This window comes from Tabrizicola sp. (genome assembly GCF_016792905.1).
In the GTDB taxonomy this organism is placed as follows: Bacteria; Pseudomonadota; Alphaproteobacteria; order Rhodobacterales; family Rhodobacteraceae; genus Tabrizicola.
On record NZ_JAEULP010000026.1, the window covers coordinates 70,108 to 90,301 of the forward strand.

General features: G+C 66.3%; 24 protein-coding genes and 1 tRNA gene. 11 read left to right on the plus strand and 14 right to left on the minus strand.

Features of this window, described 5'->3' with window-relative positions; translation table 11 throughout:
* Positions 1-89: 89 nt before the first annotated feature.
* From JNL31_RS05355 to JNL31_RS05365, 3 genes are all read right to left on the minus strand, one after another.
* Positions 90-737 carry a Hint domain-containing protein gene (locus tag JNL31_RS05355; protein WP_366928918.1) on the minus strand — a complete coding sequence of 216 codons (648 nt, stop codon included), beginning with the start codon at positions 735-737 and terminating at the stop codon, positions 90-92.
* 460 nt (positions 738-1,197) lie between these two features.
* Positions 1,198-1,281 (minus strand) — tRNA-Leu (locus tag JNL31_RS05360).
* Between the two features lie 57 nt (positions 1,282-1,338).
* Complete coding sequence (locus JNL31_RS05365) at positions 1,339-2,199, minus strand: neutral zinc metallopeptidase (protein WP_294970834.1); 861 nt, start codon at positions 2,197-2,199, stop codon at positions 1,339-1,341.
* Positions 2,200-2,452: 253 nt separating this feature from the next.
* Between JNL31_RS05365 and JNL31_RS05370 the strand changes: the two genes are divergently transcribed.
* Positions 2,453-2,920, plus strand: a complete 468-nt coding sequence (locus JNL31_RS05370) for a disulfide bond formation protein B (protein ID WP_294970835.1) — start codon at positions 2,453-2,455, stop codon at positions 2,918-2,920.
* Positions 2,921-2,965: 45 nt separating this feature from the next.
* Here the strand turns inward: JNL31_RS05370 and JNL31_RS05375 are convergent, their stop codons facing one another.
* The gene (locus JNL31_RS05375; RefSeq protein WP_294970837.1) at positions 2,966-4,165 is read right to left on the minus strand and encodes a deoxyguanosinetriphosphate triphosphohydrolase; all 1,200 of its coding nucleotides are present in this window, start codon (positions 4,163-4,165) and stop codon (positions 2,966-2,968) included.
* A 79-nt stretch (positions 4,166-4,244) separates the two neighbouring features.
* Here JNL31_RS05375 and JNL31_RS05380 point away from each other — a divergent pair, with 79 nt between their 5' ends.
* The 3 genes from JNL31_RS05380 to xth all read left to right on the plus strand — a co-directional run bounded on the left by JNL31_RS05380 (position 4,245) and on the right by xth (position 6,176).
* A complete protein-coding gene (locus JNL31_RS05380; protein ID WP_294970943.1) occupies positions 4,245-4,571 on the plus strand; it encodes an iron-sulfur cluster assembly accessory protein in 327 nt (108 codons plus the stop codon).
* A 62-nt stretch (positions 4,572-4,633) separates the two neighbouring features.
* A complete protein-coding gene (locus tag JNL31_RS05385; protein ID WP_294970839.1) occupies positions 4,634-5,350 on the plus strand; it encodes a hypothetical protein in 717 nt (238 codons plus the stop codon).
* Between the two features lie 46 nt (positions 5,351-5,396).
* Positions 5,397-6,176 (plus strand): exodeoxyribonuclease III, encoded by a 780-nt coding sequence (gene xth / locus JNL31_RS05390; RefSeq protein WP_294970841.1) that lies wholly within the window; start codon positions 5,397-5,399, stop codon positions 6,174-6,176.
* Positions 6,177-6,303: 127 nt separating this feature from the next.
* Here xth and JNL31_RS05395 read toward each other — a convergent pair whose 3' ends face one another.
* The gene (locus JNL31_RS05395) at positions 6,304-7,197 is read right to left on the minus strand and encodes a LysR family transcriptional regulator (protein ID WP_294970843.1); all 894 of its coding nucleotides are present in this window, start codon (positions 7,195-7,197) and stop codon (positions 6,304-6,306) included.
* 159 nt (positions 7,198-7,356) lie between these two features.
* Here JNL31_RS05395 and JNL31_RS05400 point away from each other — a divergent pair, with 159 nt between their 5' ends.
* Positions 7,357-8,523, plus strand: coding sequence for an aldo/keto reductase (locus JNL31_RS05400; RefSeq protein ID WP_294970845.1), 1,167 nt, complete (start codon positions 7,357-7,359; stop codon positions 8,521-8,523).
* 12 nt (positions 8,524-8,535) lie between these two features.
* Entirely contained in the window at positions 8,536-9,525 is a 990-nt protein-coding gene (locus JNL31_RS05405) for an aldo/keto reductase (protein WP_294970847.1), read from the plus strand.
* A gap of 68 nt (positions 9,526-9,593) precedes the next feature.
* On the opposite strand, the gene JNL31_RS05410 is transcribed toward JNL31_RS05405, so the two are convergent.
* Positions 9,594-10,778 carry an FAD-dependent monooxygenase gene (locus JNL31_RS05410; protein ID WP_294970849.1) on the minus strand — a complete coding sequence of 395 codons (1,185 nt, stop codon included), beginning with the start codon at positions 10,776-10,778 and terminating at the stop codon, positions 9,594-9,596.
* 75 nt (positions 10,779-10,853) lie between these two features.
* Positions 10,854-11,276 (minus strand): RNA polymerase-binding protein DksA, encoded by a 423-nt coding sequence (dksA, locus tag JNL31_RS05415; RefSeq protein WP_294970945.1) that lies wholly within the window; start codon positions 11,274-11,276, stop codon positions 10,854-10,856.
* Positions 11,277-11,449: 173 nt separating this feature from the next.
* Between dksA and JNL31_RS05420 the strand changes: the two genes are divergently transcribed.
* Positions 11,450-12,289: a MoxR family ATPase gene (locus JNL31_RS05420; protein ID WP_294970850.1), complete on the plus strand. Its 840-nt coding sequence runs from the start codon at positions 11,450-11,452 to the stop codon at positions 12,287-12,289.
* Between the two features lie 48 nt (positions 12,290-12,337).
* Here the strand turns inward: JNL31_RS05420 and JNL31_RS05425 are convergent, their stop codons facing one another.
* Genes JNL31_RS05425 through JNL31_RS05435 form a run of 3 tightly spaced genes read right to left on the minus strand, consistent with a single transcriptional unit; the run spans position 12,338 to position 13,750 of the window.
* Complete coding sequence (locus tag JNL31_RS05425) at positions 12,338-12,877, minus strand: SRPBCC domain-containing protein (protein WP_294970852.1); 540 nt, start codon at positions 12,875-12,877, stop codon at positions 12,338-12,340.
* A complete protein-coding gene (locus tag JNL31_RS05430; protein WP_294970854.1) occupies positions 12,874-13,419 on the minus strand; it encodes an SRPBCC domain-containing protein in 546 nt (181 codons plus the stop codon). The genes JNL31_RS05425 and JNL31_RS05430 overlap by 4 nt, the downstream gene beginning before the upstream one ends.
* On the minus strand, positions 13,406-13,750 hold the full coding sequence (locus tag JNL31_RS05435; protein ID WP_294970856.1) for a metalloregulator ArsR/SmtB family transcription factor: 345 nt from the start codon (positions 13,748-13,750) through the stop codon (positions 13,406-13,408). The genes JNL31_RS05430 and JNL31_RS05435 overlap by 14 nt, the downstream gene beginning before the upstream one ends.
* A gap of 268 nt (positions 13,751-14,018) precedes the next feature.
* Between JNL31_RS05435 and JNL31_RS05440 the strand changes: the two genes are divergently transcribed.
* The 4 genes from JNL31_RS05440 to JNL31_RS05455 are packed head-to-tail and all read left to right on the plus strand — an operon-like array spanning position 14,019 to position 17,472.
* Positions 14,019-15,350, plus strand: coding sequence for a DUF2927 domain-containing protein (locus JNL31_RS05440; protein ID WP_294970858.1), 1,332 nt, complete (start codon positions 14,019-14,021; stop codon positions 15,348-15,350).
* 30 nt (positions 15,351-15,380) lie between these two features.
* On the plus strand, positions 15,381-15,551 hold the full coding sequence (locus JNL31_RS05445) for a hypothetical protein (protein ID WP_294970860.1): 171 nt from the start codon (positions 15,381-15,383) through the stop codon (positions 15,549-15,551).
* A 3-nt stretch (positions 15,552-15,554) separates the two neighbouring features.
* Entirely contained in the window at positions 15,555-16,736 is a 1,182-nt protein-coding gene (locus tag JNL31_RS05450) for a VWA domain-containing protein (protein ID WP_294970862.1), read from the plus strand.
* Positions 16,737-16,773: 37 nt separating this feature from the next.
* Entirely contained in the window at positions 16,774-17,472 is a 699-nt protein-coding gene (locus JNL31_RS05455; RefSeq protein ID WP_294970863.1) for a M48 family metallopeptidase, read from the plus strand.
* Between the two features lie 41 nt (positions 17,473-17,513).
* Here JNL31_RS05455 and JNL31_RS05460 read toward each other — a convergent pair whose 3' ends face one another.
* From JNL31_RS05460 to JNL31_RS05475, 4 genes are all read right to left on the minus strand, one after another.
* On the minus strand, positions 17,514-18,056 hold the full coding sequence (locus JNL31_RS05460; RefSeq protein ID WP_294970865.1) for an RSP_2648 family PIN domain-containing protein: 543 nt from the start codon (positions 18,054-18,056) through the stop codon (positions 17,514-17,516).
* The gene (locus JNL31_RS05465) at positions 18,053-19,276 is read right to left on the minus strand and encodes an RSP_2647 family RNA methyltransferase (RefSeq protein WP_294970867.1); all 1,224 of its coding nucleotides are present in this window, start codon (positions 19,274-19,276) and stop codon (positions 18,053-18,055) included. The genes JNL31_RS05460 and JNL31_RS05465 overlap by 4 nt, the downstream gene beginning before the upstream one ends.
* Positions 19,277-19,339: 63 nt before the next feature.
* Positions 19,340-19,594 carry a hypothetical protein gene (locus JNL31_RS05470; RefSeq protein WP_294970869.1) on the minus strand — a complete coding sequence of 85 codons (255 nt, stop codon included), beginning with the start codon at positions 19,592-19,594 and terminating at the stop codon, positions 19,340-19,342.
* Between the two features lie 218 nt (positions 19,595-19,812).
* On the minus strand, positions 19,813-19,965 hold the full coding sequence (locus tag JNL31_RS05475; RefSeq protein WP_294970871.1) for a hypothetical protein: 153 nt from the start codon (positions 19,963-19,965) through the stop codon (positions 19,813-19,815).
* Positions 19,966-20,194: the final 229 nt, after the last annotated feature.

Consider the following 20,194-nt stretch of genomic DNA (forward strand, 5'->3'; position numbering starts at 1 on the left):
CTACCAAACTTGCCGACACGCTTCTGCCGACCGACTTCCCAGTAACCCTATTGCACAATCCGTTAACAAAATCGTCAAGAAATTTCATCTCAGGCAATAGCTTCGGCCAGATGCGGCCCATCTGCAATCCGACGGGTCTGACCATATGCAGCACGGCCGGCTTCGGTCTTCAATTCAGGGAAAATCTCGAAGATTTCCAGTCGCTGCGCGTTTCCGATCCCCTTCAGCGAGGTGTCCTCTGGGTGGAACGTCTCGGTCCAGATGCCGTTCGACAGAACCACCTCGTGCCGGTCGCACATGAAATGGACATAGGTCGTGCCGCTTGACTGAACCGTGTGCACACCTTGCGCGGCCAGGTGCTTGGCGGCGACCAGCACTTCGCGGTCGGTGTAGCGCACAGTGCTACGGGTGTTCGCCACCAGGACGCGGTGGTTCGGCGAAACCATCATGTCGCGCTCCGGGAGGCCCTTGCCGAGCGAACCCTGCTGGATGAACACCGGCAAGAGGTGCGGTTCCGACTGAAAGTCATGCAGGAACATCTGCGTCTTGCCGACCCAGCGCACCGTCTGGATGCCGTTGTCGCGGGTGACGACCCGATCCCCGGCCGCAATCAGCTCGACGGGCAGTTCGCCGCGCTGGGTGGTGATCAGCGTTCCCGGCGTAAAGCAGGGCGTACAGCGCGGCGCCTTCGAAGGCTCCGCATCGGGGGATGTCGTAGCAGCATCGTCAAACAGCATCGATCTATCACTTTCCTGCAGGCCCTCGCCCAGGCGAGGCCCTCTCTATCCTCCTTGGATAACCGGGCGGTACGTCGACTGAAAAGCAAAAAGATGTTAGGAAACAACAACAAGTCCACCACTTTTCAGCCGGTGCGTGTGTCTTGTTCGCATCGCGCGGGTCAGCATGGCAGTCCTGGCTCGGGGTTGCGGAAGGGCATCCCTGCTAACGTCTTTAGCCAACTGTAGTTTCAATCATGGCGTGTGTAACACCACTCCGATCACGTCGAGGTTATGGCCGATGCTGCGCAACCTGCTGTTGAGCACTTTTCCGCCTGCGGATTTGCCGGGCAGCGGGCGGTTCTTTGCGCAGTGTTTCCCGGCAGATTTCAAACACGGGCCCTGCCGCAGGACTGGCGCTAAATCCGCCGGGCCAATTCGGGCGAATCGAGGCATTCGCAATTCGCTGATTCGAGAAAATTGGTGCCCGAGGCGAGACTCGAACTCGCAAGCCTTGCGGCGGAGGATTTTGAATCCCCTGCGTCTACCATTCCACCACTCGGGCCACCGGGTCCCCGTTTAGAACCTGCCGCGACCCGCGTCAATGCGGGCCTGGCGGAGTTCAGAGATCGTTGGTGTCGAAGGTGTTGCAGTCGGCGATCTGGCCCGATTGCAGCCCGATCATGAACCAGCGCGAGCGCTGTTCCGAGGTGCCGTGGGTGAAGGTGTGCGGCATCGGGCGCTGGCCTGCGTTCCGTTGCAGGGTGTCATCGCCGATCTGTTTCGCGGCATTGACGGCCTCTTCCAGGTCGCCACGTTCGATGCTGCCCAGGCTCTGTGCGGCCTCGCGCGCCCAGATGCCTGACAGGCAGTCCGCCTGCAACTCGATCTGGACCGAGATCGCATTCGATTCTTCCTGGCTGACCCGCTGGCGGATATCGTTGGCCTTGGACAGGATGCCCAGCTCGTCCTGCACATGATGGCCGATCTCGTGGGCGACGACATAGGCGGCCGCGAAGTCACCGCTGGCGCCGAGGCGCTGGTGCAGCGTCGTGAAGAAGCCGGTGTCGAGGTAGACCTTCTTGTCCATCGGGCAGTAGAACGGGCCAGTCGCCTCGGAGGCGCCGCCGCAGGCGGAGCGGGTGGCATCCTTGAAGAGGACCAGAGTCGCCGGGGTGTAGGTGGCGTTCAGCTGCTCCTTGAAGACTTTCGTCCAGATTTCCTCGGTATCGGCCAGCACCACCGAGACGAACTGGCCCTCGGCCTTGTCCTGCTCGGTCAGCTCGACCGGGGTGCCGGTCGAGCCGGTGTCGGTGCCGCCGGGCCCGAGGAGCTGGCTGGGGTCGACGCCCAGGAACATGGCGATGAGAAAGATCACGATCGCCCCTGCCCCGCCGATCCCACCCATGCGAATGCCGCCGCCGCCGCCCATGCTGCGGCGGTCCTCAATGTTGGAACTTTCCCTGCGTCCGCGCCACTGCATGTCGTCACCCTTCCCTTCCGCCCGAATGTCCACGCAGGACGGTCCGGTCGAATCGTTCGAAATCAATACCTTCGCCGTGGGCGTTCACGAATCCTTAACCCGCAAGCCCCGACCCTTGGCGAAATCCTATCTGCTGCCTGCCCACATCGGAAGCAGGAAAGCACAACTGCGGGAGCGGCCCTGCCGTTCCCCTTCCCCTTCCGCGCCCCACGGCCTATGGTCGCGGCGCGTTTGTCCCTGCACGAGAGCGAAGATGACCCTTCCCCGCCAAACCCTGATCCTTCTGGCCACGCTCGGCTCGGTCGCCCTTCTGGGCGGGGCCTTCGCCTTCCAGTACATCGGCGGGCTTGCGCCCTGCCAACTCTGCCTCTGGCAGCGCTGGCCGCATGCGGCGGCTATCCTTATCGGGCTTGTCGCCCTGGCGACGGGTTGGCGCGGATTGGCCTGGCTGGGCGCCCTGGCAGCGCTGGCGACGGCCGCCATCGCGGTCTTCCATGTCGGGGTCGAACTGAAATGGTGGGAGGGTCTTGCCTCCTGCACCGCCGGTTCGATCGACGGCATTTCGACGGCAGACCTTCTGGACCCGACGAAGGATGTGGCTGCCGTGGTGCGCTGCGATGCCATTGCCTGGCAGATGCTGGGGATTTCCATGGCTGGCTGGAACGCGATCCTGTCGCTGGTGCTGGCCGGGATCTGGGTCAAGGCGGCGCGGACGGCGTGAGGCGGGCCCAAACTTCTTGAGGAAGAAATTTGGCAAATTTCTTGCTTAAGGAATTTGCCCGCCCGCCCGAAATGCATCTGGATTGCCGAAGAGCCGCTGGTGTTCCTGGATCGCAAAGCGGTCGGTCATCCCCGCAACGTAGTCGGCAACGGTGCGCGCAAGATGGGTTTCGTCCCGTGCCGCCGCGACATCGGCCTGCCATTCCTCCGGCAGAAGGTCGGGCTGGCGCAGGAACAGCGGGAAGAGGTCGTCGACCATCCGCGTGACCTCGGCCCGGACTGCCATGACGCTCGGCGCGCGATACATGCGGTGGAAAAGGAAGCTCCGCACCGCCTTCAGGTCCTGGTAGAGCGGCTTGGAAAAGCGGATGATCGTGGTGCCCATGTGCCGGATGTCGTCGACCGATTTCGGCTGCGCGCTGGTTAGCCTGTTCTGGGCGACGGCAATAACATCCTCGACCATCCGGCCGAAGACCCGGCGCAGGGCTTCGTGGCGGCGGCGCATCCTGTCGAGGCCGGGATAGGTGCGGTCGACCTCCTCGAAGGCGGGGCCGGTGACGGGAAGCTCCATCAGGTCGGCTTCGGTGAATAGACCCGAGCGCAGCCCATCATGCAGGTCGTGGTGCGAATAGGCCACGTCATCGGCGATGGCGGCCACCTGCGCCTCGGCGCTGGCGTGGGTGTCAAGCTCCAGGTCCCATTGCGCGTTAACCTCGGCGAGCGCATAGGGCAGCGGGCCGTCGTGCTTCCGGTCGGTATTCGGCCCCGTCACCGGGCCGTTATGTTTCGCAATGCCTTCAAGGGTTTCCCAGGTGAGGTTCAAGCCGTCGAAATCGGCGTAGTGCCGTTCCAGCCGGGTCACGATCCGCAGCGCCTGCGCGTTGTGGTCGAAGCCGCCATAGGGCGCCATCAACCGCTCCATCGCGTCCTCGCCGGTATGGCCGAAGGGGGTGTGGCCCAGGTCATGCGCCAGCGCCACCGCCTCCGCGAGGTCGGTGTTCAGGCCAAGGACCCCGGCGATGGTGCGGGCGACCTGCGCCACCTCGATCGTATGGGTCAGGCGGGTGCGGTAGTAGTCGCCCTCATGTTCGACGAAGACCTGCGTCTTGTGCTTCAACCGGCGGAAGGCGCTGGAATGGATGATCCGGTCCCGGTCGCGCTGGTAGGGTGAGCGGAAGGAGGACAGCCGTTCCGGCCAGAGGCGCCCTCGGCTGGCGTCGGGTTGGCAAGCGAAGGGCGCAAGCATTGGGGGCTGTCCTTGTTCGGAGCGGTCGCGTCCCATATATTCGCGGGGCGTGCCGAAGGATACGGGAACAGCCATGGAACTGACGCTGCCGCCAAAAGTCACCGATCGGGCCTTTGCCCGGCTGGCCGAGATTGCCGAGGCGACGGGCGAGGTGAAGCCCCTGCGCGTCGCGGTCGATGGTGGCGGATGTTCGGGATTCCAGTATTCGATCACGCTGGATGAGCCTGCGGCCGACGATCTGGTCCTGGAAAAGGATGGCCAGCGGGTGCTGGTCGATCAGGTCAGCCTGCCCTTCCTGTCGAACGCGGTGATCGACTTCAGCGACGAGCTGATCGGCGCGCGTTTTGTGGTGGAAAACCCGAATGCCAAGACAAGTTGCGGCTGCGGCACGAGTTTCTCGATCTGACCCCTCTGGTCATGCTACCCTCGCGCGCTAGCTTTCTGCGCATCGGACGGTGAGGGACTGTAATGCGTGTGTTGATGCTGGGCTCGGCACCCATGGCGGCGGAGGCTGCACTCTGGCCGCGTGCACCGTTCGATCTGGTGCTGGCGATCAACAACGCCTGGCGGATCCGGTTCGACTGGGACGTCGCGATCCATCCGCATGATTTCCCGGCAGAGCGGCAGGCGGTGGCGCGGCCCGGCCAGCGGATCGTGACCGAGGCCGAGTTCGTGCCCGCACAGAATGCCCATGGCGGATTCGTCTATGCGGGCGCGACAATGGCGTTTACCGCCGGATACTGGGCGCTGCACGCCTTGCGGCCAAGCGTCCTGGCGGTTTTCGGGTGCGACATGCAGTATCCGGCATCGGGGCCGACGCATTTCTATGGCACGGGAACTCCGGACCCTTTGCGCGAGGACGTCACGCTCCGCTCGCTGAAGGCGAAGTCGGCGCGGTTGATGGTGCTGGCGGCGATGCAGGGCTGTGCGGTGGTGAACCTGTCGTTCGGGCCGTCGCGGCTGGTCTTCCCGCGGGCGGCACGGTCGAGACTGGCGCATGTCCAGCCAAAGGCATGGTGCGCGGACCTTGCGGCCGAGGCTTTGGCGCGGGAGGCGGAGCTGGGGTATCTGGTGCCCTCGGGGCGCTACTGGGAGGAGGCGGAGCGGTTCGATCCGGCAGAGATCGACGCGCTGGACAGTCTCTGGTTGCAGGCGGCCACCCTTCCCCTGCGGCAGACAGCTTGAGCCGGGCCTGCGGCGGCCCTAGGGTGGGCTTGCGGAGGGCCGGGCCATGAAACTTGCGACATTCAACATCAACGGAATCAAGGCGCGGGCCGAGGCGCTGCCGGCCTGGCTGGCGCAGGCCGCGCCGGATGTGGTCTGCCTGCAGGAGATCAAGTCGGTCGACGAGGCCTTTCCGCGCGGGGACTTCGAGGCGCTGGGATACCGGGTGGAGACGCACGGGCAGAAGGGGTTCAACGGGGTGGCGATCCTGTCGAAGCTGCCGCTCAGCGACGTGCGGCGGGGGTTGCCGGGGGATGATGCCGACGAGCAGGCACGGTGGATCGAGGCGGTTGTCGATGCCGGGCGCCCGGTGCGGGTCTGCGGGCTGTACCTCCCGAACGGCAACCCGGCGCCAGGGCCGAAGTATGACTACAAGCTGGCATGGATGACGCGGATGGAGGCGCGGGTGCGGGAGTTGCTGGCGGGGGAGGAGCATTTCGTCTGCCTGGGGGACTACAACGTGATCCCGCAAGGAGTGGATGCGGCGAAGCCGGAGGCCTGGGTCACGGATGCGCTGTTCCTGCCCGCCAGCCGGGAGGCGTTCCGGCGGATGGCGAACCTGGGGCTGACGGATGCGGTCGGGGTGCGGATGCCGGGGCCGGGGGTCTACACGTTCTGGGATTACCAGGCCGGGGCTTGGGAGCGGAACAACGGGATCAGGATCGATCATGTGATGTGCTCTCCGCAGGCCGCCGACCGGCTGGAGGACGTCGGGATCGACAAGGCGGCGCGGGGCGGAGAGAAGCCGTCGGACCATGTGCCGGTCTGGGTGCGGCTGGTGGCCTGAAGCGGGCCTGTCCACGGTGGACAGAAAATCCGGGCGTTCGAAATCAATGACTTGCTCGCGGACATTCAGACTCTGGTAAGGTTTTGACTGTGCCGTCTGACCTGCCTGACCGGGGTTCGGCCACGGTTCAGCCGGGGTAGCGCAGCGCGTCGAGTACCAGCCGGAACGCGGGAGAGGTCTGGCGCCGGTTGGGGTAGTAGAGATGCGGGCCGGGGAAGGGCTGGCACCAGTCGTCAAGCGCCTGCACAAGCGATCCGGCGGCGATGGCGGGGGCTACAAGCGTCTCCGGCAGGAAGCCGATGCCGAAGCCGTCCAGCGTGGCTTGCAGGCAGGGCCTGACCGAGTTGAAGATGACCTGGCCCTCGACCTTGGCCCGGATCGACTGGCCGTCCTTCTGGAACTCCCAGGCATAGAGCGCGCCGCTGGTGACGAAACGCAGGTTGATGCAGCGGTGCGCGGTCAGGTCCTTCGGGGTGACGGGGGGCGGATGATTGGCGAAATAGTCCGGCGTCGCCACGGCCACCATGCGCGCGTCGGGGCCGATGCGGAGGGCGATCATGTCCTTTTCCACGCTTTCGCCGAGGCGGACACCGGCATCGAAGCCGTCAGCCACGATGTCGCGGAAGCCGTGGTCGATGGAGATTTCCAGCGACACATCGGGGTAGTGCCGCAGGACGGGCGCAAGCCGTGGCCAGAGCACCTGTTCGGCGACGTATTCGCTGGCGGTGATGCGGATCGTTCCGGCGGGGCGGTCGCGGAAAGTGGCAAGGCTGGCAAGCTCGTCGCGGATTTCGTCGAAGCGGGGCTCGACGGTCGCCAGCAGCCGCTCGCCGGCCTCGGTGGCCGAGACGCTGCGGGTGGTGCGGGTGAGGAGACGGATGCCGATCCGATCCTCCAGCTGGCGAATGGACTGGCTGAGGGCCGAGGGTGACACGCCAAGTTGGGCCGCCGCCCGGGTGAAGCTGCGTTCCCGCGCGACGAGCGCGAAGGTCGCCAGATCGTCCATGGATGAGCGGCGCATTGTGAAGCCTGCCTTACAACGAGATGCGGATTATAGGGTCTAATTCGGGGGAAAGGAAAAGGCGATATTGGCCCCTGCAGCGGCTTCCCGCCGCAGCATCCATCAACCACTGGGGGAGCCGCTCGGATGCGACTTCTCGCGAATACAAGGACAACTGCCATGGCAACCGAACAGATGCCGAAGATCGGGCGGCGGGGGTTCCTGGGCGCAGCGGGTGGGCTCGCCGCAGCGCCTCTGCTTGTTTCGACCGCCTCCGAAGCCTCCGCTCAGGACGCTGCACAAGGGACGGGCATCTATGCCACCGCCCCCTCGCTGGGCGGTCGGCGCATGCTGGGAACGCTGGAGGTTTCGCCCATCGGCCTTGGCGTCCAGAACATGGGCCGGACCTACCAGACGACGATCCCGGCGCGGCCCGAGATGATCAACATCATCCGCACGGCCCATGATCGTGGCGTGACCTTCTTCGATACCGCAGAAGCCTACGGCCCGCACGAATGCGAGCGCATTCTCGGGGAGGCCATCGAACCCTTCCGCGACTCGGTGGTGATCACCTCGAAATTCGGCTGGAACGTCGATCTGGACACCGGCGAGATCGGGCCGGGCCTGATCAGTCGTCCGGAGCACATCAAGCTGGCGGTCGAGGGGATGCTCAAGCGATTGCGCACCGACCGGATCGACCTTCTGTATCAGCACCGGGTCGACCCGCAGGTTCCGATCGAGGATGTCGCGGGCGCAGTCAGGGCTCTCATGGATGAAGGCAAGGTCCAGCACTGGGGGCTTTCGGAAATGGGGCTTGGCACCCTGCGCCGCGCCCATGCCGAACTGCCGGTGACCGCTGTCCAGAGCGAATATTCGATGCTGTGGCGCGGGCCGGAAGACGCGGTGCTTCCCGTCTGCGAGGAGTTGGGCATCGGCTTCGTGCCGTGGAGCCCGCTCGGCGTCGGTTTCCTGACCGGCGCGATCGACGCAAGCACGCGCTTCGCCGAGGGTGACATCCGGGGAGTCGAAGGCAGGTTCTCGCCCGAAAACCTGCCGACGAACCTCGCACTCGTCGCCTTGCTGAAGGACTGGGCCAACCGGAAACAGGCCAGTGCCGGTCAGATCGCGCTCGCCTGGCTCTTGGCGCAGCGGCCCTGGATCGTCCCGATCCCCGGCACGACGCAGATGGCGCATATGCTGGAGAATATCGGCGCGGCGGCGATCAGCTTCTCGCCTGGCGAAATCTCTGAACTCGAAACTGCCGTCGCTGCGATCGAGCTGCGCGGCCAACGTCTTCCCGACGCCGTCCTGGCCTTCTCGAATGTCGAAGCCCCGGCAAGAAACTAAGGAAAGCAGATCATGAAATACAGATATCTCGGAAATCTTGAAGTCTCGGCCATCGGCCTTGGCTGCATGGGGATGACCTCGGCCTATGGCCCGGCCTCCGACCCGGCCGAGATGATCCGGCTGATCCGCCACGCGCATGAGCTTGGCGTCACCCATTTCGATACCGCCGAGGCCTATGGACCTTTCGCCAATGAACTGCTGGTGGGCGAAGCCCTGGCGCCGATCCGCGACAAGGTGGTGATCGCGACCAAGTTCGGTTTCGACATCGACCCGGTGACGGGCGAGCGCCGGGGGGGTACGAACAGCCGCCCCGACCATATCCGCGCGGTGGCAGAGGCCAGCCTGAAGCGGCTGAAGACCGACCGGATCGACCTGTTCTACCAGCACCGCGTCGATCCGAACGTGCCGATCGAGGAGGTGGCGGGCGCGGTGAAGGACCTGATCGCCGAGGGCAAGGTCCGGCATTTCGGGCTGTCGGAAGCCGGGGTGCAGACCATCCGCCGGGCGCATGCGGTGCAAAGGGTGACGGCGGTGCAAAGCGAGTATTCGCTGTTCTGGCGCGGGCCGGAGGTGGAGCTTCTGCCGGTGCTGGATGAACTGGACATCGGTTTCGTGCCCTTCAGCCCGCTGGGGGCCGGGTTCCTGACCGGCAAGATCGACGAGACCACGACCTTTGACGCGACCGACTTCCGCAACATGGTGCCGCGTCTGGCCCCGGAGGCGCGCAAGGCCAACATGGCGCTGGTCGAGGTGGTGAAGGACGTGGCAGCAGCGAAGGGGGCGACCCCGGCGCAGATCGCGCTGGCCTGGCTTCTGGCCCGGCGCGAGGGCATGTCGCCGATTCCGGGGACGACGAAGCGGCATCGGCTGGAGGAGAACCTCGGGGCGGTTTCCGTGATCCTGTCGGCAGCGGACATGGCGGGGGTCGAGGCGGCGTTGGCCGGGATCGAGGTGCAGGGCGCGCGCCTGCCGGAGGCGGTGCTGAAGATGTCGGGGCTGTGAGCGTCGGGCCGGGTGCAAAACCTTCGAAGGATTTTGGCAAGGCTCTTCGAAAAGATTTGGGCCTGGGGTCAGCCTTGCGTCACGTCATGGTCGTAGAGCCAGTCGAAACGGCTGAGCATCGTGCCCGGCGAAACCCTGCCCAACAGGCGCAGGCCGGTGTGGCCGATCATTCGCGGCAAGCCCGTGAGATGGTAGGCGCGGGCATTGGCATTGGCCGCGGCGACGATGCGGGTGGTCCGGGGTTTGCGCGCGGACTGGTAGGCCGTCAGCGCCGCGGCGGGGCTGTCATGGGTGGCGAGGGACTGGGCGAGGACCCAGGCGTCCTCCAGCCCCATCGACGCGCCTTGCGCGAGGAAGGGCAGCGTCGGATGGGCGGCGTCACCGAGGATCGCGACGCCGCCCTGCCCCGTCGGCTTGACCCAGCTCTCCGCGACCTTGTGGCGGAAGAGGCCCCAGAGCCAGGGGTCCTCCACCCGGTCGAGCCAGCCGCGGACGCGGGGGGCAAAGCCTTCGAAAGCGACGCGCAGGGTGATGGCGTCGTCGCGCAGCGTCCAGCTTTCCTCGGCCCATTTGTCGCGCTCCTCGATGGCGACGATGTTGCGGAGCGTGCCGTTTCGCAGCGGGTAGCTGACCAGATGGCGGCCGGGGCCCATGTGGACCTCGGCAACCGGGGCGGCGCCGGGCTCGCAGGGGATGACCGCACGCCAGGCGACCTGCCGGGTGAAGAAGGGCGTCTCCGCCCCGTTCAGCGCGGCGCGGGTCTTCGAGTGCAAGCCGTCCGCACCGATCAGGAGCGGCGTGTCCAGCCGCTCGCCGCTGTCCAGCGCAACTGCCGGATGCGGGCCGTTGAGGTCGACCGCGTCGATCCGGGAGAGGAGGCGGATCGTGACGCCTGCCTCGGTCGCGGCATGGAGGAGCAGTTCGATCAGGTCGGCGCGGTGGAGGAAATGGTAGCCCTGCCCCGGTCGCAGGCGGGCGAGGTCGAGGCGCGTCACGGGATCGCCGGTCGGGCCGTCGATGAGCTGCACCGCGTCGGCCCGCATCGAAGCGGTGTCGAGCGCGTCCTGCAGGCCAAGGGCCCGCAGCACCGCCGCGCCATTTGGCGAGATTTGCAGGCCTGCGCCCACCTCGCGGATCGCGTCGGCCTGTTCCAGCACGGTGACGGCGGCCCCGCGGAGCGCGAGCGCGCGGGCGACGGCGAGGCCCGCAACCCCGGCGCCGATGACAGTGACGGGCTGGCCGATCAGGCTCATGTCAGGTTCCCCATGTGACGAAAACGCCGGACCACGGGCCCGGCGTCAAGTGTACAAAGTGTCGCCGGGCGGGCGTCAGTCGTCGCGATGCACCTTCTCGCGGCGCTCGTGCTTTTCCTGGGCTTCCAGCGTCATCGTGGCGATGGGACGGGCGTCGAGGCGCTTGAGGCTGATCGGTTCGCCGGTCACTTCGCAGTAGCCGAATTCGCCATTCTCGATCCGGCGCAGCGCCCCGTCGATCTTGGCGACGAGCTTGCGCTGGCGGTCGCGGGTCCGGAGTTCCAGCGCGCGATCGGTCTCCTCGGAGGCGCGGTCGGCGATGTCGGGAACGTTGCGGGCGCTGTCTTGCAGGCTGTCGATGGTTTCGGCCGACTGGTCCAGGAGTTCCTGCTTCCACACCAGCAGTTTCCGGCGGAAATATTCGAGCTGGCGGTCGTTCATAAAGGGCTCGTCCTCGGCGGGACGGTAATCGTCTGGCAGGAAAACTTCGGCCTTCATCGAAACTCTCTCCTTCGCGCCGGATCGCTCCGACAGGTGGGCTTCTGTCATGGACGCGCTCCTGTTGCCGGGGCATGTATCCCAAGGCCGGAGCATTGTCACTAGCGGTTGCGACATTTTCTGGGCGCAGGTAGGGTTTGTGAAAGGCCGGGAAACAGAATGTTGATACTGCGATGAAATTCGAGACCACCGCGACTTACGTTGCGTCAGATGACCTGGCGATTGCGGTGAATGCCGCGGTCACGTTGCAGCGCCCGCTTCTGGTCAAGGGCGAGCCCGGGACGGGCAAGACGGAGCTGGCGCGGCAAGTGGCTGGGTCGCTCGGAATGCCCTTGATCGAGTGGCATGTGAAGTCGACGACGAAGGCGCAGCAGGGGCTTTACGAATACGATGCGGTCAGTCGGCTCCGCGACAGCCAGTTGGGGGACGAACGGGTCCATGAGGTGCGGAATTACATCCGCAAGGGCAAGCTGTGGCAGGCGTTCGAGGCCGGGGAGCGGGTTGTCCTCCTGATCGACGAGATAGACAAGGCCGACATCGAGTTTCCGAACGACCTGCTCCTGGAGCTCGACCGGATGGAGTTCCATGTCTACGAGACCGGCGAGACGATCCGCACCCGACACCGGCCGGTGGTGATCATCACCTCGAACAACGAGAAGGAATTGCCGGACGCCTTCCTGCGGCGCTGCTTTTTCCATTACATCCGGTTTCCCGATCCGGAGACGCTGGCGGCCATCGTGCGGGTGCATTTCCCCGACATCAAGGGCCAGCTTCTGAGTGCCGCGCTGACCCAGTTCTACGAGATCCGCGAGGTGCCGGGTCTGAAGAAGAAGCCCTCGACCTCCGAGGTGCTGGACTGGCTGCGGCTTCTCCTGGCCGAGGATCTGGCGCCGGAGGATTTGCGGAAGGACGTGAGGACGGCCCTGCCCCAGCTGCATGGTGCGCTTCTGAAGAACGAGCAGGATGTGCAACTCTTCGAGCGGCTGGCCTTCATGGCGCGCGGGCAGCGCTAGGACCCCCTCGCCGACCCTCCCCCTTGCAGGGAGAAGGGGCGCGGGGTGTCAGGCGTTTCGCTTCATGTCTTCGTCGTGGCGGCGGCGGGCTTCCATCAGGTCTTCCGCGACACTGCTGACTTTGGCGGGCGGCAGCGTCGGGTAGACCGAACCGATGCCGTTCAGCTTGAGGATCAGGTCTTCGAGGATGGAAAGCGTCGCGGTCCAGCCGCCCTTGTGGCCGGTGAAGTGGTCTTCGTTCGGGAAGCCGGTTTGCAGGAAGCGGAGCCGGGTGCCTTGCCCTTCCGCGGCAAAGGCCAGCGAGACGATGGACTGCACGCCGAATTCCGGGAAGCGGTAGGAGAACATCAGCCGTTCCTCCGGGGCGATCTGGTGGTAGGTGCCGCCGATCCAGTGCTCACGCTGCGGGCTGACCATGTGAAAGCGCCAGTTGCCGCCGGGGCGGAAGTCGATCTCGCAGGAGCGGAGGTGGAAGGCATCCGGCCCCCACCAGGCCGAGACGAGCGCAGGGTGCGACCAGAGGCCGAAGACGAAGGCCGGGGCGGCGGCGAAGTGGCGGTCGAGGGCGAGGAGGTTCGGATGGGTCACTGTGCGGCCTCTCGCGCCAGCCGCTCGCGGGCGGCTTCGAGGTCGCGGGCGACGCCGTCGATGTGGGTCTTTTCGGGGAGGGCGGGCCAGAGCGTGCCGACGCCGTGCATCGCCAGCAGTGCGTCACCCATGACGCGCAGGGCATGGGGCCAGCCGCGCGCGTGCTCGACCCTCGCCTGCGCGTCCGGGAAGCCGGTCTGCAGGAAGTGGAGCCGGGTGCCGTCGCCCTCGGGCACAAGGTCGGCGGAGATGATCGAGAAGAAATCGGTGCCTTCGAAGTGGTAGGAATAGACCAGGCGGTTGGGAGCTTCGACCTCGTGGTAGGTTCCCGAGACATGTTCGGTCACGTCGCCGTTGACGTTGCGCAAGGACCAGGTGCCGCCGGGGCGGAGATCGACCGCGATGTCATGGGCGCGGAAGCCGTGCGAGGAGCCGAACCATGAGCGGATGAGGTCGGGCCTAGTCCAGATCGCCCAGACCAGGGCGGGCGGCCCGGCGAAATGGTGGGTCAGGCGGAGCGCGTTGGCGCTATTGTCGTCCATTCCTGTCCTCCTCGGCTTGCAGGCGGGCGATGAGCGCGTCGATCCGGTCGAAGGCGCCCTCCCACTGCTTGCGGTAGTGGTCGATCCAGTCCCCTGCCCGCTTCAACCCTTCCGGCTCCAGATGCACGGGGCGGGTCTTCGCCACCCTCTCGCGGCGGATCAGGCCAGCCTCCTCCAGCACCTTCAGATGCTTGGAGATGCCGGGCTGCGACAGGTGGTTGGCGGCCACGATGTCGTTCACCGAAAGCGCCCCGTCGGCAATCTGGGCAAGGATCGCGCGCCGGGTCGGATCGGCGAGGGCGAGAAAGGTGCGGGAGAGAGGATCGGCCATCGCATATCCCAATAGTTATATTTCTGTTTGGTAATTTAATAACGCCCTCCTGGCAAGCCGAATCAGCAGATACCCGACATCGGACGCGAAAACCGCGCGGCGCGGGTGTTGGATTTGTAATATTCCGTGACAGGCGCTTATACATCCTGCGGCCCGCTGCACTTTAACCGCGAGGGATAGTGGTCAGAAAAGCCGCGTTTTTTCGCGAATTGACTCCGCAGGCATCATGGCCGGAGACTTAGCCTGCCCCAGCTGCCAGGGGCGCTGCATGACTGGTCTTTCGATGCGCCTGCCCCTGATTGTTGCCGCCCTGACCGCGCTGGCCGCCTGCGCCCCGACCGCGCAGGTGTCGAAGAATCGTCCGCCGGTCGAGGTGGGCGTGGGCTTCGGCACCCCGACCGCCTATCGCGCGCTCGCGGGGCCGGTGACGGGTTCGTCGCTGACGCGCGATTTCATGGACCTGACCTTCGGCATGGAAAGCGGGCGCGCGCTGGACACGTTCAGCCGCTTCGAGGGGCCGGTGACGGTGGCCATGCGGGGCGCTGCCCCCGCGACCGCCGCGAAGGACCTCGCCGCGCTGATCGGCAGGTTGCGCAGCGAGGCCGGGATCGACATTTCCCCAGCGACAGGCGACGCGACGATCACCGTGGAATTCGCCACGCGGGCCGAGCTGCGCCGCCTTGCCCCGACGGCGGCCTGCTTCGTGGTGCCGAATGTCGGCTCGCTGGCCGAATACCGCCGCAAGCGCGGGTCGGATGCGGTGGACTGGGCAAGCGTGACCCGGCGCGAGCGGGCGGCGATCTTCATTCCGTCGGACACGAGCCCCCAGGAAGTGCGTGACTGCCTGCATGAGGAACTGGCCCAGGCGCTCGGGCCCCTGAACGACCTGTACCGGTTGCCTGACAGCGTCTTCAACGACGACAATTTCCATTCGGTGCTGACCAGCTTCGACATGGACATCCTGCGGATGACCTATTCGCCCGCGCTGGCAAGCGGCATGAGCCGGGAGGAAGTTGCGGCGCGGCTGGGGGGCAGCGCCGGGGCCGTGACCGGAAACCCGCCCGACTGGACCCGTGCGATCGAGACGGCGCTGGGGCGCAACGGCTCGCTGTCCGCGCGCAAGGCGGCGGCGGAACATGCGCTTGCGATCGCCCAGGGGGCGGGATGGCAGGACGGTCGCGCCGCCTTCAGCTATTTCGCCGTGGGTCGGCTGATGGCGGGAAGCGAACCTGCGCGGGCGCTCGACGCGTTCGAGCGGGCCGCCGCGATCTATGCCCGCCTGCCGGGGGGCGAGTTGCAGCTGGCCCATATCGACATGCAGCTTGCCGCCATGGCCCTGTCCGGCGGCCTGCCCGAGGCGGCGGTGCAACTTGCCGACCGGGCAATCCCGGTGGTGAAACGGCACGAGAACGCGGCCCTTCTCGCAACGCTGATGCTGATCAAGGCCGAGGCGCTGGACGATCTTGGCAACCCCGGTGCCGCCGCGGCGCTGCGGCTCGACAGTGCCCCTTTCGCGCGCTATGGCTTCGGGCCTGACAGCGTGGTCAAGGCCCGGATGCGCGACATCGCCGCCGTGGCGGGCCGGGCGGCGAAGGGCTGAGGGGCGGAACCGCCCCGGAAATGGGGCGAGATGTTCGTGATCGGCGGTCTGGTTCTGGGCGCAATCGGCGGCGGCCTGCGGGCGAAGGCGCGGGGCGGCAAGCTGGCCGACATCCTGCTGTACGCCGCAGCGCATGCCATCATCTTCGGGCTTATCGGCCTGTTCATCACCATCTACCTTGACCGCATGATGCGGGGGTAGGGGATGTTCCTGCCGTTCTTCCAGACCTTGCGGGAGGAAGGCGTGCCAGTGTCCCTGCGCGAGTTTCTGGGCTTTCTCGAAGCGCTGGCGGCGGGGCTGGTGATCCATGATCCCGAGGGATTCTACCATCTGGCGCGCCTGACCATGGTCAAGGACGAGCGCCACATCGACCGTTTCGACCGCGCCTTCGCCCGGGCCTTCGGCGGGCTGGACGGCGTGACGGCCGAGCAGGTGCTGGAGGCGCTGAACCTGCCGCGCGACTGGCTGGAAAAGCTGTCCGAGCGGCATCTGAGTGCGGAGGAACGCGCGGCGATCGAGGCTTTGGGCGGGTTCGACAAGCTGATGGAGACCCTGCGGCAGCGGCTGGCCGAGCAGAAGGGGCGGCATCAGGGCGGGTCGAAATGGATCGGGACGGCGGGGACCTCGCCGTTCGGGGCCTATGGCTACAACCCGGAAGGGGTACGGATCGGGCAGGACGCAAGCCGCCACCAGCGCGCGGTCAAGGTCTGGGACCGGCGCGAGTTCCGCAACCTTGATGGCGACGCGGAAATCGGCACGCGGACGATGAAGCTGGCGCTGCGCCGCTTGCGCCGCTGGGCACGCGAGGGGGCGGCGGAGGAGCTGGACCTTGACGGCACCATCCGCGCGACGGCGGCGCAGGGGTGGCTGGACGTGCAGACGCGGCCCGAGCGGCGCAATGCGGTGAAGGTGCTGCTGATGCTCGACATCGGCGGCTCGATGGACCCGCATGTGAGGGTGATGGAGGAGCTGTTCACCGCCGCCAAGGCGGAGTTCCGGCATCTGGAGCTCTTCTACTTCCACAACTGCGTCTATGAGGGGCTCTGGCGCGACAACCGGCGGCGCTGGGACCACCAGACGCCGACCTGGGACGTCCTGCGGACCTACGGGCCGGACTGGCGGCTGATCGTCGTCGGCGATGCGGCGATGTCGCCCTATGAGGTGACGCATCCGGGGGGCGCGAACGAGCACTGGAACCGCGAGGCGGGCGAGGTCTGGCTGCGACGACTGCGCGCGCAGTGGCCGCATCACCTGTGGATCAACCCGGTCGAGGCGCGGGCCTGGGGCCACAGCCGATCCACCGCGCTGATCCGGGATATCTTCGAGGACCGCATGGTGCCGATGACGCTGGACGGGCTGGCCCGGGGCGTGCGCGAGCTGCGCTGAGCGTTGCGGGGCGGCGGCGGGTGACTATATCCCCTCCATGACCAAGTTCCTGCCGATCCTTTTTGTCGTCCTATACGCCTTCCTGATGATGCGCTTTTCGGTCTGGCGCACGCGGAAGCTGCTGGATGCGCAGTCGCAGCCGCTGACCGACCCGTCGATCACGCGCCTTGCCGACCGGATGGCAGCGGCGATGGGGATACCGGAGATCAAGGTCCGCGTCTTCGAGGTGGAACCGGTCAACGGGCTGGCGGCGCCGGACGGAAGGATATTCCTGACGCGCGGGTTCCTGAACCGGAAAGCGCAGGGCGAGGTGACGGCGGAAGAGCTGGCAAGCGTCATCGCGCATGAGATGGGCCATGTGGCGCAGGGGCACATGCGGCGCCGGATGATCGACTTCACCGGGCAGAATGCGGTCTTCGTGATGCTGTCGGCGCTCTTGAGCCGGTTTCTGCCGTTCATCGGGGTCTGGATCGCCAACCTGATTTCGACCGCGCTGATGGCAAGGCTGTCGCGGCGGGACGAGTTCGAGGCGGATGCCTGGGCGACGGCGCTCCTGATCAAGGCGGGGATCGGGACCGGGCCGCAGAAATCGCTCTTCCGCAAGCTGGATGCGCTGACCCGGAACCGGGCGGAAGGGATACCGGCCTGGCTGCTGAGCCATCCGCATGTCGAGGAGCGGATCGCGGCGATCGAGGCGAACGAGGCGCGGTGGGGGCGGCCGGGCCAAGTTTCTTGAGGAAGAAACTTGTGAAATTCCTTGCTCAAGGATTTTGGGCGTTATGCCCCCAATGCCTTCGCCAGCCGGTAGAGTTTCGCCCGCTTCAGCAGGCCCTTCAGCGCGACCGGCTGGCCCGAGATCGCCTCGGCCCTGGCCCGGACCGTTTCCACGATACCAGCCATTGCCTCGGGGTGGCGGGAGTGCAGTTCCCACAGAAACCCGTCCGGGTCGCGGCGGGTCACACCTTCGGCGGCGAGCGCATGGCCGGGGAAATCCTGCGCGTTGAAGGTGACGATGGCATCGGCGCTGCCGGCGATGGCGGTGGCCAGCACATGCCGGTCGTTCGGGTCGGGGAGGAGGAGCCGCGCTTCGATCTGCGGCTGTTCGCGGACCAGCGCCCGGGGGAAGCTGGCGCGCAGGATTGCGGCCTCTCCTTCGGCGATTGCCGGGGCGGCGGGGCCAAGCTTGGCGGTGGCCAGCACCCATTCGCGCAGGATGCGGTCGGAGAAGACGGGCTCATAAAGCCCGGCCTCGCCCGCACCCTGCAGGATTTCGCGCAGGACGGTGGGATAGAGCACGCAGGCGTCGAGGACGGCCTTCATCCGTCCAGCCGGAAGGCCAGCGCCTTGAGGTAAGAGGATTCGGCCAGTTGCGGCAGGACCGGGTGATCCGGCCCGGCAAAGCCGGTGTGGATGATCTGGCTGCGCCTGCCCCCGCGCCCGATTCCGCGGGCGCTGGCGTTGCGGAAGGCGTGCAGGTCGGCGGCATGGGAGCAGGAGCAGAGCACAAGATAGCCGCCGGGCGCGACGAGAGCCGCGGCAAGACGCGCGACGCGTTCATAGGCGCGCAGACCCGCCTCAAGCGCGGGTTTCGCCGGGGCGAAGGCTGGCGGATCGCAGATCACCAGATCGAACTGCGCGCCTTCCGTGCCGAGCGCCTCCAGCACCGCGAAGGCATCGCCCTGCCGCGTGGTGAAGCGGTCGGCGAAACCGGAGGCTTCGGCCCCCTGCCCCGCCAGCGCCAGCGCGGGGGCCGAGGCGTCGACGGCCAGCGCAGACTCGGCCCCGTTGGCGAGCGCCGCCAAGGCAAAGCCCCCGACATGCGAGAAGACATCCAGCACTCTGGCGCCCTTGGCCAGCCGGGCGGCGAAGGCATGGTTCTCGCGCTGGTCGAAGAAGAGACCGGTCTTCTGGCCGCCCATCAGGTCGGCCATGTAGGTCGCGCCGTTCATCGGCACGGGCACCGGGCCGGTCGGCGCGGTTCCGTGGACGACGGCAATCTCCTCGGCCAGCCCCTCCAGCCCGCGCGCGCGGCCCGAGCCGTTCTTGATCACCGTCGCCACGCCCGTCACCGCGACCAGTGCGGCAACCAGATCCGAAAGCGCGGCTTCGGCCCAGGCGGCATTCGGCTGGACCACGGCCACGTCGCCAAAGCGGTCGATCACCACGCCAGGCAGGCCGTCGGCCTCGGCATGGACAAGGCGGTAGAACGGATCGGGATAGAGCCGCGCGCGATGCGCCAATGCCCGTTCCAGCCGCGCCGCGAACCAGGCTCGGTCGATCACCGCCTCGAGGTCGCGGTCCAGCATCCGGGCGATGATCTTCGATTTCACGTTGACGGTGACGAGGCCCAGGGGGCGGCGCTCGCCATCTTCCAGCACCGCCAGCGCACCGGCAGTCAGGGCTTGCGTCCGCCGGTCGGTCACAAGCTCGTCGGCATAGACCCAGGGGAAGCCGTGCCGGATCGCCCGCGCTTCGGCCTTGGGTTTCAGGCGCACGACGGGATGGGCGCGAGGCGCAGCGTCGTCATCTGTCGAAGTCATGCTGGTCCCTTCCGGCTGTGCCTTGAGGCGCCCGCATAGCCGCTTTCGCGCCCGCCCGGAAGGTTACTTCAGCGCTACCTGCATGGCGATGTTGGCGGAGAGATACAGATAATCGGGCTGGCCGGGGTTGCTGTTGATCTGGGTCGAGATGCTGATCGAGGTGATGACACAGCTTTTCGCGATGCTGTCGAGCAGAACCTGGCATTCCCCGACCGAGCGGGCGTAGAGGTCGCGGCGATGGCCGTCTTCCTCGACCCGACGCGCGGCAGGGTCCGCCCCGGCAAGCGGCATGTTCAGGCTGATGGAGCTGCTGAACATGATCCCGGGGGACGCGGCGGCAGACATGGTGTCATCTTGCGCATGTGCAACCGGGGCGCACAGGACAAGGGCAAGGGACAGAAGAGGGGCGGCAAGGCGCATGGCAGGGCTCCGATCGATGACGGCTGAAAGTGTCGTCGATACGAAGCCCTCGCGCAACGCCGGAGGCAGGGTCGGAAGGTGCGGATTACCTGACTGCCAGGACCCCGCCCGCCTGATCAGTCGGCCGAAGCCGTCAGATAGGCCGTCGCACGGTCAGGGGCCTGCGCGAGCGAGGCTTTGCCTGCGCCCGAGATCGGCGCCGCAAGAACCATTGCCGAAAGCAGAACGCCGACAGCAACGGCCGGGGCAAGGATCGAAAGCTTTTTCATCATCCATTCTCCAGAAAATCGAAAACCGTACCGCCTTCTTCCATGTTTGTTTGTTGGCTTTTGGACTCGGGTCGGTAAAGATTCGGCCCATATTCTGGCATTCCCGTGCCGATAGATGCGCGAGCCTTGCCAATACCCGCTTTGGTTGAAGAATGGCCTCGTTTCGGCGTCAATTGCCTGTTGTTAGCGCTAACACATGCTGTTATACGCAGCCCGACCGCAAAGCCCA

Bases quoted from the DNA above. Each gene is read 5' to 3' on its own strand.
- JNL31_RS05355 (WP_366928918.1), bottom strand. From the start codon at position 737: ATGCTGTTTGACGATGCTGCTACGACATCCCCCGATGCGGAGCCTTCG.
- JNL31_RS05365 (WP_294970834.1), bottom strand. From the start codon at position 2,199: ATGCAGTGGCGCGGACGCAGGGAAAGTTCCAACATTGAGGACCGCCGC.
- JNL31_RS05370 (WP_294970835.1), top strand. From the start codon at position 2,453: ATGACCCTTCCCCGCCAAACCCTGATCCTTCTGGCCACGCTCGGCTCG.
- JNL31_RS05375 (WP_294970837.1), bottom strand. From the start codon at position 4,165: ATGCTTGCGCCCTTCGCTTGCCAACCCGACGCCAGCCGAGGGCGCCTC.
- JNL31_RS05385 (WP_294970839.1), top strand. From the start codon at position 4,634: ATGCGTGTGTTGATGCTGGGCTCGGCACCCATGGCGGCGGAGGCTGCA.
- xth (WP_294970841.1), top strand. From the start codon at position 5,397: ATGAAACTTGCGACATTCAACATCAACGGAATCAAGGCGCGGGCCGAG.
- JNL31_RS05395 (WP_294970843.1), bottom strand. From the start codon at position 7,197: ATGCGCCGCTCATCCATGGACGATCTGGCGACCTTCGCGCTCGTCGCG.
- JNL31_RS05400 (WP_294970845.1), top strand. From the start codon at position 7,357: ATGGCAACCGAACAGATGCCGAAGATCGGGCGGCGGGGGTTCCTGGGC.
- JNL31_RS05405 (WP_294970847.1), top strand. From the start codon at position 8,536: ATGAAATACAGATATCTCGGAAATCTTGAAGTCTCGGCCATCGGCCTT.
- JNL31_RS05410 (WP_294970849.1), bottom strand. From the start codon at position 10,778: ATGAGCCTGATCGGCCAGCCCGTCACTGTCATCGGCGCCGGGGTTGCG.
- dksA (WP_294970945.1), bottom strand. From the start codon at position 11,276: ATGAAGGCCGAAGTTTTCCTGCCAGACGATTACCGTCCCGCCGAGGAC.
- JNL31_RS05420 (WP_294970850.1), top strand. From the start codon at position 11,450: ATGAAATTCGAGACCACCGCGACTTACGTTGCGTCAGATGACCTGGCG.
- JNL31_RS05430 (WP_294970854.1), bottom strand. From the start codon at position 13,419: ATGGACGACAATAGCGCCAACGCGCTCCGCCTGACCCACCATTTCGCC.
- JNL31_RS05435 (WP_294970856.1), bottom strand. From the start codon at position 13,750: ATGGCCGATCCTCTCTCCCGCACCTTTCTCGCCCTCGCCGATCCGACC.
- JNL31_RS05440 (WP_294970858.1), top strand. From the start codon at position 14,019: ATGACTGGTCTTTCGATGCGCCTGCCCCTGATTGTTGCCGCCCTGACC.
- JNL31_RS05445 (WP_294970860.1), top strand. From the start codon at position 15,381: ATGTTCGTGATCGGCGGTCTGGTTCTGGGCGCAATCGGCGGCGGCCTG.
- JNL31_RS05450 (WP_294970862.1), top strand. From the start codon at position 15,555: ATGTTCCTGCCGTTCTTCCAGACCTTGCGGGAGGAAGGCGTGCCAGTG.
- JNL31_RS05455 (WP_294970863.1), top strand. From the start codon at position 16,774: ATGACCAAGTTCCTGCCGATCCTTTTTGTCGTCCTATACGCCTTCCTG.
- JNL31_RS05460 (WP_294970865.1), bottom strand. From the start codon at position 18,056: ATGAAGGCCGTCCTCGACGCCTGCGTGCTCTATCCCACCGTCCTGCGC.
- JNL31_RS05465 (WP_294970867.1), bottom strand. From the start codon at position 19,276: ATGACTTCGACAGATGACGACGCTGCGCCTCGCGCCCATCCCGTCGTG.
- JNL31_RS05470 (WP_294970869.1), bottom strand. From the start codon at position 19,594: ATGTTCAGCAGCTCCATCAGCCTGAACATGCCGCTTGCCGGGGCGGAC.
- JNL31_RS05475 (WP_294970871.1), bottom strand. From the start codon at position 19,965: ATGAAAAAGCTTTCGATCCTTGCCCCGGCCGTTGCTGTCGGCGTTCTG.